The 15,190-nt window shown below is 62.5% G+C and carries 14 protein-coding genes; 10 read left to right on the top strand and 4 right to left on the bottom strand.

Annotated elements, in window-relative coordinates; genetic code table 11:
* Positions 1-6: 6 nt before the first annotated feature.
* Together TERRO_RS11665 and TERRO_RS22080 are read right to left on the bottom strand one after the other, a co-directional pair.
* Positions 7-1,092, bottom strand: a complete 1,086-nt coding sequence (locus TERRO_RS11665) for a lactonase family protein (protein WP_052313312.1) — start codon at positions 1,090-1,092, stop codon at positions 7-9.
* 186 nt (positions 1,093-1,278) lie between these two features.
* Entirely contained in the window at positions 1,279-1,854 is a 576-nt protein-coding gene (locus TERRO_RS22080; RefSeq protein WP_052313311.1) for a hypothetical protein, read from the bottom strand.
* A 311-nt stretch (positions 1,855-2,165) separates the two neighbouring features.
* Here TERRO_RS22080 and TERRO_RS11655 point away from each other — a divergent pair, with 311 nt between their 5' ends.
* From TERRO_RS11655 to TERRO_RS22075, 5 genes are all read left to right on the top strand, one after another.
* A complete protein-coding gene (locus tag TERRO_RS11655; RefSeq protein ID WP_014785860.1) occupies positions 2,166-2,627 on the top strand; it encodes a DUF2127 domain-containing protein in 462 nt (153 codons plus the stop codon).
* A 107-nt stretch (positions 2,628-2,734) separates the two neighbouring features.
* Positions 2,735-3,940 carry a chromate efflux transporter gene (chrA, locus tag TERRO_RS11650; protein ID WP_014785859.1) on the top strand — a complete coding sequence of 402 codons (1,206 nt, stop codon included), beginning with the start codon at positions 2,735-2,737 and terminating at the stop codon, positions 3,938-3,940.
* 72 nt (positions 3,941-4,012) lie between these two features.
* Positions 4,013-5,212, top strand: coding sequence for a tRNA epoxyqueuosine(34) reductase QueG (queG, locus tag TERRO_RS11645; RefSeq protein ID WP_014785858.1), 1,200 nt, complete (start codon positions 4,013-4,015; stop codon positions 5,210-5,212).
* 30 nt (positions 5,213-5,242) lie between these two features.
* Entirely contained in the window at positions 5,243-6,202 is a 960-nt protein-coding gene (locus TERRO_RS11640; protein ID WP_014785857.1) for a YihY/virulence factor BrkB family protein, read from the top strand.
* A 4-nt stretch (positions 6,203-6,206) separates the two neighbouring features.
* Entirely contained in the window at positions 6,207-8,519 is a 2,313-nt protein-coding gene (locus TERRO_RS22075; protein WP_014786155.1) for a PP2C family protein-serine/threonine phosphatase, read from the top strand.
* A gap of 16 nt (positions 8,520-8,535) precedes the next feature.
* On the opposite strand, the gene TERRO_RS11630 is transcribed toward TERRO_RS22075, so the two are convergent.
* On the bottom strand, positions 8,536-9,468 hold the full coding sequence (locus TERRO_RS11630; protein WP_157178338.1) for a mechanosensitive ion channel family protein: 933 nt from the start codon (positions 9,466-9,468) through the stop codon (positions 8,536-8,538).
* A 121-nt stretch (positions 9,469-9,589) separates the two neighbouring features.
* Here TERRO_RS11630 and TERRO_RS11625 point away from each other — a divergent pair, with 121 nt between their 5' ends.
* The 4 genes from TERRO_RS11625 (at position 9,590) to TERRO_RS11610 (ending at position 11,183) form a co-directional block, all read left to right on the top strand.
* Positions 9,590-9,967: a hypothetical protein gene (locus TERRO_RS11625; protein WP_014786153.1), complete on the top strand. Its 378-nt coding sequence runs from the start codon at positions 9,590-9,592 to the stop codon at positions 9,965-9,967.
* 5 nt (positions 9,968-9,972) lie between these two features.
* On the top strand, positions 9,973-10,269 hold the full coding sequence (locus tag TERRO_RS11620) for a hypothetical protein (RefSeq protein WP_014785853.1): 297 nt from the start codon (positions 9,973-9,975) through the stop codon (positions 10,267-10,269).
* Positions 10,270-10,374: 105 nt separating this feature from the next.
* A complete protein-coding gene (locus TERRO_RS11615; RefSeq protein ID WP_014785852.1) occupies positions 10,375-10,812 on the top strand; it encodes a hypothetical protein in 438 nt (145 codons plus the stop codon).
* Between the two features lie 68 nt (positions 10,813-10,880).
* Entirely contained in the window at positions 10,881-11,183 is a 303-nt protein-coding gene (locus TERRO_RS11610) for a hypothetical protein (RefSeq protein ID WP_014785851.1), read from the top strand.
* 17 nt (positions 11,184-11,200) lie between these two features.
* On the opposite strand, the gene TERRO_RS11605 is transcribed toward TERRO_RS11610, so the two are convergent.
* The gene (locus TERRO_RS11605; RefSeq protein WP_014785850.1) at positions 11,201-12,769 is read right to left on the bottom strand and encodes a S8 family peptidase; all 1,569 of its coding nucleotides are present in this window, start codon (positions 12,767-12,769) and stop codon (positions 11,201-11,203) included.
* Between the two features lie 228 nt (positions 12,770-12,997).
* Between TERRO_RS11605 and TERRO_RS11600 the strand changes: the two genes are divergently transcribed.
* On the top strand, positions 12,998-15,172 hold the full coding sequence (locus TERRO_RS11600) for an alpha-ketoacid dehydrogenase subunit alpha/beta (protein ID WP_014785849.1): 2,175 nt from the start codon (positions 12,998-13,000) through the stop codon (positions 15,170-15,172).
* Positions 15,173-15,190 lie beyond the last annotated feature (18 nt).

Genomic DNA, 15,190 nt, shown 5'->3' with positions numbered 1-15,190 from the left:
TCAGCTTCAGACAGGCAGGAAGTCTGCGAACATCGGGCTCTCCAGCGAGTAGGTGTGGATCGGCGCCGACAGCTCTCCTGTCTTTGCATCTCGCTCAAGAATCACAACGCTGTTCGATGCAACGTCGCACAGCATCAGCCATCGTCCCGTGGGATCGATAGCGAAGTGTCGCGTGTTCTTGCCACCGTTACTCGCAAGCTGAATCAGCGTCAGCGCGCCACCATCGTGATCGATGCGGAAGGTCGCGATGGTATCGGACGCAACACGATTCCCAATGTAGAGATTGCGCCCGTCGGGCGAGACTGCGATCTCACCGGAGAAGGCGATGCCTTGCGGAAAATCCTTCGGCAGACTTGAGACACGGCTAACCGGCGTCAAGCGTCCTGCCTTGCCGTCCCACTGCAGGATGTCGACACTGGAATCGAGTTCTTCGAGGCAATAGATCCAACGACCATTGGGATGAAATGCGATGTGACGCGGACCGCTGCCAGGAGTGGTCGACCAGAGGGGTATCGTGTGCGGCGTGATCTCTGCGGTCCCTTGATTCACGCGGTAGATCAGGATCTGGTCCAGACCAAAGTTATTCACCAGCAGAAAGCGCCCATCCGCGGTGAAGCGGACTGAGTGTGCATGAGCACTCTCCTGCCGCTTCGGATTTGGTCCGTGGCCTGTGTACTGAATATGCGACACGGGCGAAGAGATAGCTCCATGACCGTCGATCCGGTAAGTCGTGATGCTGCCACCGTTGTAATTTGCGACGGCGAGCGTGCGTGCATCTGGCGACACGGAAACATGCGTCGGCGCATCACCCTCGCTTGACTGTGTATTGATCAGGCGAAGAACACCACTCGTCGGATCGGCAGCGAAGGCACTTACAGTTGCTCCCGCGCCGGTGGCTTCACTCACCGCATAGGCATACGTATTGCCCGCAATCCGAGCGAAGGCCATGAACGTCGGATTTGTGATCGCCACGGACTTCTGCAACACGCCAAGCGCGCCGCTCGCGGGATCCCACGTCGCGGAATAAATCTCACCGCCGGCCTTAGCCGCAGAGCACAGCAGAACGCGACGCGGAGACGACGGTACAGCCATCGCCTCGCGCACAAAAAGGAGAGCCGGGGCAACGCCAACAAATCGGCGGCGTGACCAGGGTAATGCGATCGAGGGTAGATCACTTCGCTGCAATGGGGTCCTCGTCGAAATCGTCAGTGTCACTTCGCTCCTGAGATACGGCAGGAGACAACACCTCCACAAAATACCGCACTTGGACAAGGCGACTCAACGGTTGCGCTTGGATTGCGCAGCTGCCGCAAGGTACTGCGTCCAATCCGTGGCGATGCCTCGTTGCGCCTCTTCCAGCGGCATCTCGCCCGATCGAACCTTCGCCGCAAGATAGTTCTCGACCAGATCCTTGCGTTTAAAAAATCGATCCCTCAAGACATTCTCGGCCGGCCCGCACTGCGGCCAGATGTTGCCCAACCCATCCGCTCCGCCCAACTCCAGCGGCACCAGGTGATCCAGTTCACACACCTGGGTTGATCCGTTGTTTTCAGTCGGCGCCACCATGCCATACCAGGCATACGTCACATGCTTCTGCTTCTCCGTGCTCTGGCAGTTGCGGATACATTTCGTGCGCCACTGCGGATCACGAAGGATCTCCGCGTCCAGGTTCGGCACAGCTCCGCCGGGCGTACAACGAGGGTCGGGAATCGGATAGCCGTTCCTCACGCCCACCGCGCAGGTGTCATCCTTAGGCCATTGCCAGGTTGCGAAGTAGCTGGAATCACACGTCACTCCCAGCGCGTTGCAGTCACCCTTCGAAGCGTTGCCGGGCAGCGGTTGTTGCTTGGGCACCTTACGCGATGGCGTGTCGCGTCCCGACCTCTGAGGCTTCGCGCGCGAGCCGGTTCGAGGCGCGTGAACACTCGTCGGAAAGAAACTCTTGTAAACGAGAAAGAGGACGCAAAGAATAAAGAGGGTAGCGAGGAGACGGCTTACAGGGGACTTCATTATGACTGAAGCAAGGATAGTGCATGCGACGCCGACGCCCCCGCGTCTACAGCCTCACCTGTATCTGCTGGACAGGAAACTTCGCCGCAGCATCAGAGAGATAGCCTTATCCGTCGACTCTTACGGGCGCAAAACTTGAAAAGGTAGCAATCGACGTGACACAGAAAAACAGCGGCCTGCTCCGGCTGATCGCCATCTTCAAACTGGTGAAAGCCATCACGCTCGTCGCCGTAGGCATCGGCGCGCTCCACTTACTTCACAACAACGACGCTACCGAAGCAGTGAATCGTCTGGCAGCAACGATCGGCTTCAATCCGGGTGGCCGTTACGTCGACGGGGCTCTGGCCAGGATCGTCAACCTGCCATCGAAGGACTTCAAAGAGGTCGGCATCGGCAGCTTCATCTACGCGGCCCTCTTCCTTACTGAGGGCATCGGGCTCTGGCTCATGAAGCCATGGGCCGAGTGGTTCACAGCGATCATCACCGCCTCGCTGATCCCACTGGAGATCTTCGAGATCCATCTCCACCCCACCGCCGTCAAGGTGGTCGTGCTCGCGCTCAACGTGGCGATCGTCCTCTATCTCATCCTCAGGATCCGGAACCAGAAAAAGCCCTGACGCTACAAAGGGCGACAGGCCGTGCTGCAAAGTCTCCAGACGCTTCGCGCGTTAAGGGAAATGCCTCTCGCGCTCTGTATCGTCGAGCATTGAGGAGCGGCTGACAGATGGAGCAGGAGTCATCACGCGGCACGACGCTTGAGGTGTTCCTCGCCTTCCTGCGCCTGGGCTGCGTCTCGTTCGGCGGCCCCATCGCCCATCTTGGCTACCTTCAGGAAGACATCGTCGTCCAGCGCAGATGGTGCAACGAAGACAGCTTCGCAGAACTCATAGCCCTCGCCCAATCCCTCCCGGGACCATCCAGCAGCCAGGTGTGCTTTGGTCTCGGCGTGCTCCGTGCCGGATGGCTCGGCGGCATCGCGGCCTGGACAGCGTTCACCTTACCGTCCGCTCTCCTGATGTTGCTCTTCGCCTTTGCGGCAACGCATCTCTCCGGCACGCTCGGCCTCCGCATAGTGCACGGTCTGCAGCTTGTCGCGGTCGCCATCGTCGCTCAGGCCGTCTTGATGATGCAGCGTTCCCTCGCACCCGATCGCGGACGCATGATCATCGCCGTTGGCGCGCTCGTAATTGTCAGCTTCGGCCCGGCCCGATTCGGCACTCTCCTCGCGATCCTCCTCGGCGCGATCATCGGTCTCGCATTCTTTCGAACCGTCCCGCCCGCTTCACCACGAGCATTCCTGGTGCGGCCCTCCAGGATCGTCGGCATCGCCTGCGCGGCCACACTCTTCGGTCTGCTGCTCCTGCTCCCTGTGACAAGTCGCCTGACCCACCTGCTCGCACTCCAGGTGCTCTCCGCCTTCTACACCTGCGGAGCACTGGTCTTCGGCGGCGGCCATGTCGTCCTCCCCCTGCTCGAAAGTGCTTTCGTCACTCCTGGCTGGGTGAGCGAGCCCGTCTTCTTATCCGGTTACGGAGCAGCGCAGGCAGTCCCAGGTCCGCTCTTTACCTTCGGTGCATTCCTGGGCGCGTCGATACAGGGTTCCGCCCACCGCGTGCTCTTCGGTCTACTGGGACTCCTCGGTCTCAGCGCTCCCGGCCTGCTCGCGATGGGATCCATCCTGCCATTCTGGCAAAGCTGGCGCGAGCGTCACACCGTCCAGTCGGCACTTCGAGGAGTCAACGCTGCAGTCGTAGGAGTCCTCATTGCAGCACTCTTTCATCCGCTCTGGACAACCGCAATCCACGGCACAGCAGACTTCTGCATCGCGCTGCTCGCATTCGTTCTAATCACGCAATGGAAGCTCCAACCCATACTGGTGGTCGCGATCACCTTGGCTCTCAACCTTGCTGGGTCAGGCGCCTGGCACTGAACGCGGGCGTGGCGCGGCTCGGCTCACACCAGTCTGAAGACGAAGGCAATAATAGGTGAGAGCCGAAAGATCATGATCACACCGCGCCTCCGCGAGAACCTGATTGCAAGTGCGCTCGGCGCGGGCTTTGACCTGGCCGGCGTCGCGGCGGTGCCGGAGCGCGACTCGCCAGAAGAAAAACTCCAAAGCGAGCGCTTCGCGGAATGGGCTCGCGCAGGCTTTGCCGGGGACATGGCATGGATGCTGCGCGAGGACGCCGACGGCGTCCCGCTACGCTCGTCACTGCAGCGGGCGGTACCGTGGGCGCGGTCGGTGGTGCTCTGCGCCATCAACTACAACAGCGCCCAGCCGCGATCCATCGATGCAGCACCCGATGGCGCCGGATGGATCGCACGCTACGCCTGGAGCGGCGACAGTACCGGCGATGAGGCCGTCCCGACCGACTATCACGAGGTACTGCTCGCTCGTCTCAAACGAGTCGAAGCCGACCTGCACGCCATGGTGCCTCCCGGCGAGGAAGCTATCCAGACACGCTGCTACGTCGACACCGGCCCCGTCGTAGAGCGATGGTTCGCGCAACTATCAGGCATCGGATGGATCGGCAAGAACACCTGCATGCTCAACCAGCAGCAGGGATCGTGGCTGCTGCTGGGCGTCCTGCTCACATCGTTGCCGCTGACAAATGACGCAGTCTTGCTTCCGGCCGCTGACCGGTGCGGCACATGCACCCGCTGCATCGATGCCTGCCCGACCGACGCGCTCATCGCGCCCCGGCGGATGGATGCCACCCGATGTATCGCCTATTTGACCATCGAAAAGAAGGGCAGTATCGACGAGTCGCTTCGACCTCTCATGGGGCGGCAGGTCTTCGGCTGCGACATCTGTCAGGACGTCTGCCCCTGGAATCGTCGGGCGCCCGTCGGAACCGCTCCGGACATGCAGGCAAGAACATCCCTTGTAAATCCGTCGCTTGAGGATCTGGCCGCAATGGATACCCCTGCATTCAAGCGCAGGTTTCGCGGATCGCCACTCGAGCGCACCGGTCGTCGCCGCCTCCAGCGCAACGTGGCCATCGCCATGGGCAACAGCGGGGATGCACGGCACACCCAACGTCTGCAGACGTGGGCAGCCGGCGAGGACGAGATGCTCCGCGAAGCTGCGGCGTGGGCCTTGGAACAAATCGTGGGGACCGGAACGTCTTTAGACCAACAGACGCCGCAGGCCTTCAAAGAAGAGAAGATCACACCGGATAGCTCTGCTAGCATCGTTTGAACCGGGCGGATGGGGGCCCGTGCGCCGCCTATGCCGTTCATTACGCCGCCCTACGAAGCCGAGCCGTCGAAACCATCCGAAGAACCAAGTGAGGCTCAGGCGGAAGGCGTCAAGTCCGCGCCAGGCGAGCGCGAAGTGTGGCCTGAGCCGATCGAAGGTGGTACCGGCGCGCAACTCGTGGCGCTGCTGCGTTATCTGACGCAGACCGACGTCCACACCTACGCCTTCTCCGTAGCTGCCAACGTCATCCTGTCGCTCTTCCCGTTCATCGTCCTCCTGTTGACCATCTCGCGTGTCATCTTCCACTCGCCTGCGATGGTGACGGTCGTCAGCCAGCTAATGTACAGCTACCTGCCCGTTGGCCAGGATTTTGTCATGCGAAACATGACACTGCTGGTGCATCCGCACAAGGGCGTGCAGTTCTTCAGCGTGGGCATGCTGCTCGTCAGCAGCACCGGCGTCTTCCTGCCGCTTGAGGTTGCACTGAATAACGTGTGGCGCGTAACGAAGAATCGCAGCTACCTGCACAACCAGGCGGTGTCCCTCGGCCTCGCCCTCTCCGTCGGTCTGCTGGCTATGTTTTCGATTGGTGTCTCCTCCGCGCAGCAGGCAGTGCTCGGCTTCCTCTTCATGGGCCACACGCAGAACATCTTCTATGCAGTTCTTTCGAAAGGCTTCCTGAGCGTCCTTGCGACATTCAGCTCAGTCATGCTCTTCTTCCTGATCTACTGGATCCTGCCCAACCGCAAGATCCCCGCGCTCGCGGTCTTACCCACCGCCATCGTCACCGGCCTGCTGTGGGAGGGCGCGAAACACCTCTATATCCTCACGTTGCCCCACCTGAACTTCCAGGATGTCTATGGCCCCTTTCAGATCTCGGTCGGCCTGATGCTCTGGGCATTCCTGAGCGGCCTGATGCTGCTGGCCGGCGCGCACTTCTCTGCGACGCGTCACGCCATGCGCATGGCTCACGCGGCGGAGGCAGACTGAGCCGATGCCGCTAGTGCTTCGTCCACGCCAGCAGAACATGTCTGACCCGCTCTACGCGGCGACAGGAGCACCGGGTCCCGGCCCATGGCGGCGCGTGCCAATGTGGGTCCGCCTGGTCTGGGGACTTACTGCACTTTGCTTTTTGCTGGCCTATCTGCCGGAAAGTCTTGGCAGCGCCGCATCGTTCCTGCGTTGGCCTCTGCTCGCGATCGGCATCCTATCCGGCGTGCCGGTGCTCTACCGGGCAGCTCGCCACGGCATGCTGTGGCGCCTGCGCAACAAGCTGATTCTCACCTACCTCCTCATCGGCCTGACCCCAGTCGTGCTCTTCTTCACGCTGGTCTTCCTGGCCGCATACGTCGCAGCAGGGCAGTTCGCCATTCATCTCGCAGCGTCGCACCTGCAGTTGCAGTTGGACAGCATGGGGACCACCGACGCAGGCCTCGCCTTCGGTATCGCCCACCGTCTCGAAGACGGCGCCACCGTCGACAGCTTGATGCGCTTTCCGAACGGCTTTGGAGGATTCGGCCGAGGCGGTCCAGACCGTACTCCCGGAACCAGCGGCGGACCCGCCGGCACACGCCCAGCCGCAGCGCCCACCTCGGCGCCCACCACTCCAGCGGCAGACGCGCCGGCAACCGCCGGCACTCTGCCGAACAGCGCAGGCCCCGGGGCCAATGCACCCGGTAATGCCGCCGGACGAATCCTGGAAGGTCGCCAACGCGCCATCTACGTCGACAAAACGCCCGTCGACACCCCGGGATTCGCCGGCAACGCACGCAGTCCCTTACGCATGGCGGACTGGGTAGGTAAGCGCCGCTTCGGTCAGTTGAAGGTCTTCGTCGCCGACGGCGGCGTGCTCTACATGGCCGTGGTCGACCGAGTACCCGCAGGCCACGACCACACCGTCACCGTCATCGGCAGCGTTCCCGTCTCGGAGCAGCTTCTGAATGGAGTCGCCGACGGCCTCGGACAGGTAACGCTCGTGCCCGGCCTCGCACTCCAGCAGAAGCGCCGCGCCAGCCTCACCGCAAAGGAGCTGCGCCGCACCCGGCTGGTGGGCGGCGTCCGGCCGCCAGCATCCTCCTTCTTCGACTACGGCGTCCGCTTTCCGTCCACGCTCTCCGTCGTCAACTGGGAGACCGGCGAAATCCAGGCCGTCCCATTCAACGTAGAATCCCGCCCGTCCATTCTCTTTGAGCAGCTCTTCGGCAGCGGCCTCACCGGCCGCATCTCCGACACGGTACGCGCTGTCTTCCTCGGCATCTGCCTGGTCTTCGCCATCTTTGAGATCTTCGCCTTCTACGTGGCAATGCGCCTCACAAGAACCATGACCGGCTCCGTCGAGGACCTCTACGCCGCCACGCTCTCCATCGACAGCGGCAACCTCGCTCACCGCATCCAGGTGCAGCGCGACGACCAGCTCGCCGACCTCTGCCGCTCCTTCAACCGCATGTCCTGGTCGCTCGGCAGACTCATCGAGGAGCAAAAGGAAAAGGAGCGCATGCAGAGCGAACTAAGCATCGCGCAGGAGGTGCAGGCAAACCTCTTCCCGCAGGCCTCCGTTCGCGTGCCATCGCTCCAACTGCACGGCATCTGCCGCCCCGCCCGCACGGTCTCCGGCGACTACTACGACTTCCTCGTCTTCCACGACGACAACGACAACTCGCGAAAGATCACCGGCCTCGGCCTCGCCCTGGGCGACATCAGCGGCAAGGGAATCTCGGCCGCGCTCCTCATGGCAACGCTGCACTCCGCCGTGCGCGCCTACCGTCTCGCCAGCGAAGAGCTCTACGGCGACACCGCCCGCGCACTCACCCACCAGGAGTCGCTCGAGTGCGGCGAACTCTTCGAATCGCCCGCCCGCATCCTGTCCCTGCTCAACAAGCACCTCTACCGCTCCACCCAGCCGGAAAAGTACGCCACCCTCTTCCTTGCGCACTACGACGACGCCAGTGGCCGGCTTACCTACTCCAACGCAGGGCAGCTACCGCCCTTCATCCTCAAACGCGACGGCCGGGTCATACGGCTAGACAAGGGCGGCACCGTAGTCGGCCTCATGGACGGCATGCACTACGAGCAGGAAACCGTCACACTCGACACCGGCGACCTGCTCATCGCTTACTCCGACGGCGTCACCGAACCCGAGAACGACTTCGGCGAGTTCGGTGAGGACCGCCTGCTTGAGGTCGTCCGCGAACACCGCGACCAGCCCCTCGAAGTCATCTCGCATGAGGTGATGGCGGCGCTCGACGCATGGATCGGCGGCGGCGAACAGCCGGACGACATCACCCTCGTACTCGCCCGCAAGATGTAATCAGTCTCGCCCGGTTCTACCCCTCAGTAACGGACGGCGCAGGCTGAGCGACCGTGGGATCGTGCGGCCCCTGCATCACAAACGTGCTCGTCGGCATGCCCAGCGGAATGCCTTCCTGATCGAATCGCTGCAGGATCCGGCGGCGCAGTGCACGCAAAATCCCATCCTTCTGGTTCGCCTTCACTCGAATATTCACGGGATAGATCACTTCGCGACCGTTGATCTTGTCTACCCCAAGAATGTCCGCATCAGCGATCGCCACATCCTTGAACGCCGGTTCGCTGCGGACCTCCGCCGCAATCTCCCGCAGCAGCGCCGTCACCCGGTCCGGGTCCGCCGAAGCATCCACCGATACCGAAAGGGAAGCCACCGAGAACTCGCGCGACAGGTTCGATACCGTTGCAATCTGCGAGTTGGGAATAAAGTACTGCGTGCCGTCGCCATCCCGCAGCGTCGTCGCGCGCAGTGATAGATCTTCCACCGTTCCCGTCAGGCCCGCCAGCTTCACCACGTCGCCCACATTGAATTGGTCTTCGATCAGGATGAAGATGCCGTTCAGCATGTCCTTGAACAGCGACTGCGCGCCAAACGAGATGCCAAGCCCCACCACTCCCGCCGACGCCAGCAGCGGCTTTAGATCAATGTTGAACAGCGGCAGGATCTGCAGCAGGGCAATGAAACCGATCAATCCGTAACAACTGGCTCGCAGAATTGCCGCCACGGTGCGCAGTTGCGACGCCCGAGGACTCCGGCCGGCATACGCGTCCGCAATGCGGCGCATACGGTTCACGAAGAAAGCCACGATCCGCTGCAGGACAAACGAGACCAGCAGGATCACCAGGATCTTCGGAGCGTCGTGGCGGACAAAGTCCACAATGTCCACGTGCCAGCTATGGCCCAGCTCCTTAAAGCTGGCATCGGGCGGTGTGGTCGGAACAAACAATGTCATAAGCGGTGTGAAAAGCATGCGCGAGCTCCTGCCGGCTTCAGAGTTATGATCTTGGGGCAGAGCCCTTACCCCAAACATTGTCGCAGGCCGACCGCTCCGCATCGACCGAAAGGGAACCCCTATGCATCGGCACACTCTTGGCAACGCCATCGGGATCGCCTCTTTGTATCTCGTCGCCTCGTCGACAAGCGGCCAGGGGCGGGGCGTCGCCACCCCTCCACCGCAAGTCATAGCGCCACTGCCAAGCGTCTACGAAAGCGCGCCCTCCAGCAGTGACCCCGGTAGCTCACCTTCCGTGCTTCTGCTCGAACGGTTCAAGGCGAAGCGGCGGCTCACAGAGCGGAAACAGGCAATCGAACAAGCCGCCTTGCTGCAGAGCATGACGGAGCAGTTCCAGAAAGACACCGCAACCCATCAGGAACTCACGACAGCAGACCTCAAACGCCTGCATGAGATCTCGCGTCTCGCAAAATCCATTCAGGGCAAGCTGGAGGACTGATCAACATGCGCGCATCCTTTCTCGCAGCTCCCACGCTCCTTCTCACACTCAATGCTCCCGCCCAGGCACAACCGGTGCACCCGCCCTCCGTACAGCAAAACGCCGCCACGGTAAGTGCGCCCGCCACAACAGAGCGCCAGAAGAAACTCAACGATCAGGCGCAGCGTCTCTCCGCCCTCGGCCGGCAGATTCACGAATCCGTTGGCAACATGAAGGGCGGCGAGATCTCCGCCACAGCCATCAAGCAGATTCGTGAGCTCGAGAAGCTTGCGAACACCATGAAGGACGAAGCTCCAAAATAGGCTCCAGGTTTTCGCAGCCGCATAGCATCTAACGCAACATCCGCTTCACCATTCACCTCGCAGCGCGTTACATCGCAGCGCCACACACACAGGAGGGGCAGCAGCATGAAGGCATCACACCTCGTACGTCCTGCTGTCATTTCCACCGTGCTGTTGACGGCGGTGTCGCTGGGAATCGTTTTGCCCTCTCCTTCGACTGCCTTCGGACAGGCGAACAGCTACCCCAACATGCGGCAGAATCAGACGCCCAGCAACATCCCCAACAACGGGCGCGGCATGGATCCTTCCAGGCCCGGGAACTCCACCTACCCCCTTGATTCTTCGGTGTCGCCCGACTTTCCAAAAGAGATCGTCACGCGCCGCGAAGCCGCTCGCAAACTGGAACGGAAGAGGCGTATGGTGGACAGCGCCAATCGGCTGCTGGAGTTGACGGAGCAGTTGAGGGCGCAACTTGCGACACGGGAAGCAACGCCCGAAGACGCAAAGCGACTCGACGACATCGCCAGGCTGGCGCGATCGGTGAAGGACCAGATGCGGGATTGATTTGCTCGCCTGGCGGTGCCGCATGTCGGCTGCAAACTGCCGGCACGGACTGTTTTGGATGGTGTGGGATGTTGAACCTTGTTCGTATGTCGAAGGTCGTTCTTACCGTGACGCTCCTGATAGCTACTGCTCACGCGCAGCAGCGCTTCACGGGGACAGCACAGGTCCCGGAGCACGCACGTGCCGAGATGGTCGCGCAGGATCGCCAGAAAAAGATGCTAGCCGACGCTGACCAACTGCTGGCGATGGCGCAGCAGCTTAAAACCGCGGTCGATCAGACCAAAAAGGACGAACTCTCCGTCCAGGTCATCAAGCAAGCCGACCAGATCGAGAAACTCGCGAAGTCGGTCAAAGACCGCATGAGGCAATAGACCAGGGTTGGCGACGGTCACGGCCGATAGGCAAGTGCGGCTGCGGCATTCACCACGCCGTACGCCATCGAGGCGGTCGGCACCGCGGAAGCTCGCACCGCAGCCAGTACCGTTGCAGCACTCCACTCCGGATGCGCCGCGCGAACCAGTGCCACAACTCCCGCAGCCAGCGGCGCACTCGCGCTGGTGCCGAGCGCCTGCACATACGGCACATGGCCCAGGTTGAAGCACCCTTCGGAGTGATTCGCGTCCGTCGGCACGCCGTCCACCGTATTCGGCTGACCGTTGCTGCACGCTCCGCGCACCCATCCGGAGACGCTCTCGTCGCCGCCCGCCGGATAGCTGCCGCCGGGTGCGCCCACCGCATGCAGCGGCGCTCCCAGGTTGCTGTAGTACGCCAGGGTCGGAACGCCCGCAACGCACGTGGCGTTCGTCACCAGGTTTTGCGCACAATCGGGATTCGTTGAGGCGACCACGGCCAGTACATCTCGGGACTGCGCCGGCAGCGCCAGATACCTCGTGTTGGTGAAGTCGAAGGCATCGTTGCCCGCGGCAGCCACCACCACGGCTCCTGCGTCGGCAGCCGCGTGTGTCACGCGGTCAAAGCTCGCCTTCAGCCCAGCCGCGTCGCCGCTGTACAGGTCCAGCGTCACACTCATACTCATCACAATCACGTCCGCCCGTTGCGCAATGGCGTCTTCCACGCCCTGCAACACCCACGACAGCAAGCCGGAAGCCTGTCCCGCATTGCACTGCGCCGCCGTCGAGTTGCCGTCCCCAGGCATGCGCTGCATCACCTTGATATTCAGCAGCACCGCCTCGGGCGCTACGCCTACCATTCGCCCCGTGCCGCTTCCCGCCGCACCCGCAGCCAGCGACGCCACCCAGGTTCCGTGACCGCTCTGGTCCTGGGGCGAACCGTCATCGCATACGCTCGGCTGCACGGCCTGGTTGATCTCCGTCATGCTCAGCGCCAGGTTCGGAGCAATATCCGGGTGGGCGCGATCGACACCGCTATCCAGAATCGCAATGCGAACACCCTTGCCGGTTGTCGTCGCCCACGGTCCGGCGACGCCACTTCCGGCAACGCCACCGCCCATCGCTCCCACGGCACGAACCGCCCAGCCCTGCGCCGAGTCGCGATAGAAGCTGTCGGCGCCATCATCTCGCGGCGTGGCGCGCGGCACATTGGCACGCAGGATCGGGGCCGTTCGCGTCGCCGATGACCCGTCCGTCTCCAACCGAGTCACAACACTCGAAGCAGTCACCACCCGGTCCTCGACGACGAATTCCACTCTTGGGTCCAGCTTCAGGGCAGACTCAGCCGCGCTCGTCCCCGTCAGGAGTGCAGTGCCCAGCCGCTCGTGCCGTCGCAGCAGGTGTCCGCCGGCACGGACGGCTGCGCCCTCCGCATCCCCGGGAATACTGCCGTTGCGGTAGATCACCAGGAGTCGATGGACGCCATTCACGCTGGCGGCCGTCGCAGACACAGTCTGCCCATGCACGTCAGGTCGCACCAGCGACACCGTCGTGATGGTGAAGAAGAGGTAGAGAACCGCCCTTCGCAAGCTGGAGATCGAGAACATTTGAAAGCCTCACCTGGTCTGTGCAATCCGCTCGCAGCAGCCGGACAGGCGACACCTTTCAGCGTCTGGCCCCGGATCTGCCACGGGGTCCTTATCGGCGCGCCGTTCGCAAGCTTGAAGCAGGCGTCGTCCCCGCGTGATGCACGGCGGACGCTACCGCTTTACAATCAGCAGGGAACGCCGTGACGTGGTGACGGCGGACCAGGATCTTAGGACAAGGGCAACAGCATGGCAGCGCGCACCACGACAGCAGGGACGACAAAGGCAGAGAGTGCGCTTGGATCCCTTACGGGAGAAGAGCTGATCCACTTCTATCGGCTGATGTACCTGTCGCGGAAGACCGACGACCGCGAAATCCTGCTGAAGCGCCAGCAGAAAATCTTCTTCCAGATCTCCTGCGCCGGCCACGAAGCCCTTCTGGTAGCCGCCGGTCTCGCACTGAAGCCAGGCTATGACTGGTTCTTCCCGTACTATCGTGACCGGGCGCTATGCCTGGCACTCGGGCAGACGGTCACCGACCAGCTTCTACAGGCCGTAGGCGCAGACGACCCCGGCAGCGGCGGACGCCAGATGCCGTCCCACTGGACCAGCAAGCCGATCCACCTTATGTCGCCATCCTCAGCGACAGGCACCCAGTGCCTGCACGCCGTCGGCTGTGCCGAGGCCGGCATCTACTTCACGGATCATCCCGACGCTGCCGCTGGCGAATACGGCGCGGGGGACTACCGCAAGTTCAAAGACGTCAGTTTCGAGTCCGACGAGGTCGTCTACACCTCCATCGGCGAAGGCTCCACCTCGCAGGGCGAGTTCTGGGAGGCGCTGAACACCGCCTCGAACAACCGCCTGCCGGTCATCTTCGTCGTGGAAGACAACGGCTACGCCATCTCCACGCCCGTCGAAGCCAACACGCCGGGTGGCAACATCTCGCGGCTCGTCGCGAACTTCCCAAACTTTCACTTCGCCGAGATCGACGGCACCGATCCCATCGCCAGCTATGAAGCGATGAGGGAGGCGGTCGCCTACTGCCGCGCTCGCAAGGGCCCCGCGCTGGTCCACGGCCACGTCATCCGCCCGTACTCGCACGCACTCAGCGATGACGAGCGCTGGTACCGGCACCCCTCAGAGCTTGAAGCCGACGCCCTGCGCGATCCGCTTGGTCGCACCGAAGCACTCCTTCTCCGTGAAGGCTTCCTGACCGAAGAGGCTCTGGACAAACTCAAGCGCGCAGTCGACGACGAAGTCCGCGCAGCGGCCGACGTCGCACTGGGCGCTCCACTCCCGCTCGTCGCCAACATCACGAAGCACGTCTATTCCGAAGACCTGAAGCCGACCGACGCAGTCTTCGCGACGGAACCCAAGCTCGAAGACGCCGTCGACCACACCATCGCGGACCTGATCAACCACACCCTCCGCGACGAAATGCGGCGCGATCCGCGCATCATCGTCTTTGGCGAAGACGTCGCCGACGCGACACGCGACGAACATCTGAAGACCGGCACCTTGAAGGGCAAGGGCGGTGTCTTCAAGATCACCGCGGGCCTGCAGACAGAGTTCGGCTCCGACCGCGTCTTCAACTCGCCGTTGGCTGAAGCCAACATCGTCGGTCGCGCCATCGGCATGGCCTCACGCGGCCTGAAGCCCGTCGTAGAAATTCAATTCTTTGATTACATCTGGCCTGCCATGCACCAGATGCGGAACGAGTTATCCGTCTTCCGCTGGAGATCGAACGGCAACCACTCATCACCTCTGGTGATCCGTGTCCCCATCGGCGGCTACCTCACCGGCGGATCGCTCTATCACTCTCAGTCCGGTGAGAGCATCTTCACGCACACGCCCGGCGTGCGCGTCGTCATGCCATCCAACGCGCTCGATGCGGCAGGTCTGCTGCGCACAGCGATCCGGTGCGATGATCCCGTCCTCTTCCTGGAACACAAGCGCCTCTACCGCGAGGCCTACGGCCGCGCCCCTTATCCAGGACCGGAGTACGCCATCCCGTTCGGCAAGGCAAAGACCGTCAAGACTGGTACCGACCTCACCGTCGTGACCTACGGCGCCGTGGTCCCGCGTGCCCTGCAGGCCGCGCAGAAGATCGAACGTGAGCAGGACATCAGCGTCGAAGTGATCGATCTGAGATCGCTCTCACCCTACGACTTCGAAGCCATCGCCGAGAGCGTCCGCAAGACAAATCGCGTCATCATCGCGCACGAGGACATGCGAAGCTGGGGCTTCGGTGCAGAACTCGCAGCACGCATTGCTGACGAACTCTTCCACGACCTCGACGCTCCAGTGCGCCGTGTCGCCGGCATGGACACCTTCGTGGCCTACCAGCCCGTCCTCGAAGATGCGATCCTCCCGCAGCCGGAAGATCTCTACCGCGCCATGGCAGAACTCGCAGCGTTCTAGCGCTTCGTTTCGCTTGGC

The sequence above is a fragment of the Terriglobus roseus DSM 18391 genome (assembly GCF_000265425.1).
Taxonomy (GTDB): domain Bacteria; phylum Acidobacteriota; class Terriglobia; order Terriglobales; family Acidobacteriaceae; genus Terriglobus; species Terriglobus roseus.
The sequence above is the reverse complement of the archived record's forward strand: the minus strand, read 5'-3'. Positions and strand labels throughout refer to the sequence as shown.

Coding starts and splice junctions, on each gene's coding strand:
- TERRO_RS11605 (WP_014785850.1), bottom strand. CDS start 12,769: ATGTTCTCGATCTCCAGCTTGCGAAGGGCGGTTCTCTACCTCTTCTTC.
- chrA (WP_014785859.1), top strand. CDS start 2,735: ATGGAGCAGGAGTCATCACGCGGCACGACGCTTGAGGTGTTCCTCGCC.
- TERRO_RS11620 (WP_014785853.1), top strand. CDS start 9,973: ATGCGCGCATCCTTTCTCGCAGCTCCCACGCTCCTTCTCACACTCAAT.
- TERRO_RS11630 (WP_157178338.1), bottom strand. CDS start 9,468: ATGACATTGTTTGTTCCGACCACACCGCCCGATGCCAGCTTTAAGGAG.
- TERRO_RS22075 (WP_014786155.1), top strand. CDS start 6,207: ATGCCGCTAGTGCTTCGTCCACGCCAGCAGAACATGTCTGACCCGCTC.
- TERRO_RS11640 (WP_014785857.1), top strand. CDS start 5,243: ATGCCGTTCATTACGCCGCCCTACGAAGCCGAGCCGTCGAAACCATCC.
- TERRO_RS11615 (WP_014785852.1), top strand. CDS start 10,375: ATGAAGGCATCACACCTCGTACGTCCTGCTGTCATTTCCACCGTGCTG.
- TERRO_RS11665 (WP_052313312.1), bottom strand. CDS start 1,092: ATGGCTGTACCGTCGTCTCCGCGTCGCGTTCTGCTGTGCTCTGCGGCT.
- TERRO_RS11610 (WP_014785851.1), top strand. CDS start 10,881: ATGTTGAACCTTGTTCGTATGTCGAAGGTCGTTCTTACCGTGACGCTC.
- TERRO_RS11625 (WP_014786153.1), top strand. CDS start 9,590: ATGCATCGGCACACTCTTGGCAACGCCATCGGGATCGCCTCTTTGTAT.
- queG (WP_014785858.1), top strand. CDS start 4,013: ATGATCACACCGCGCCTCCGCGAGAACCTGATTGCAAGTGCGCTCGGC.
- TERRO_RS11600 (WP_014785849.1), top strand. CDS start 12,998: ATGGCAGCGCGCACCACGACAGCAGGGACGACAAAGGCAGAGAGTGCG.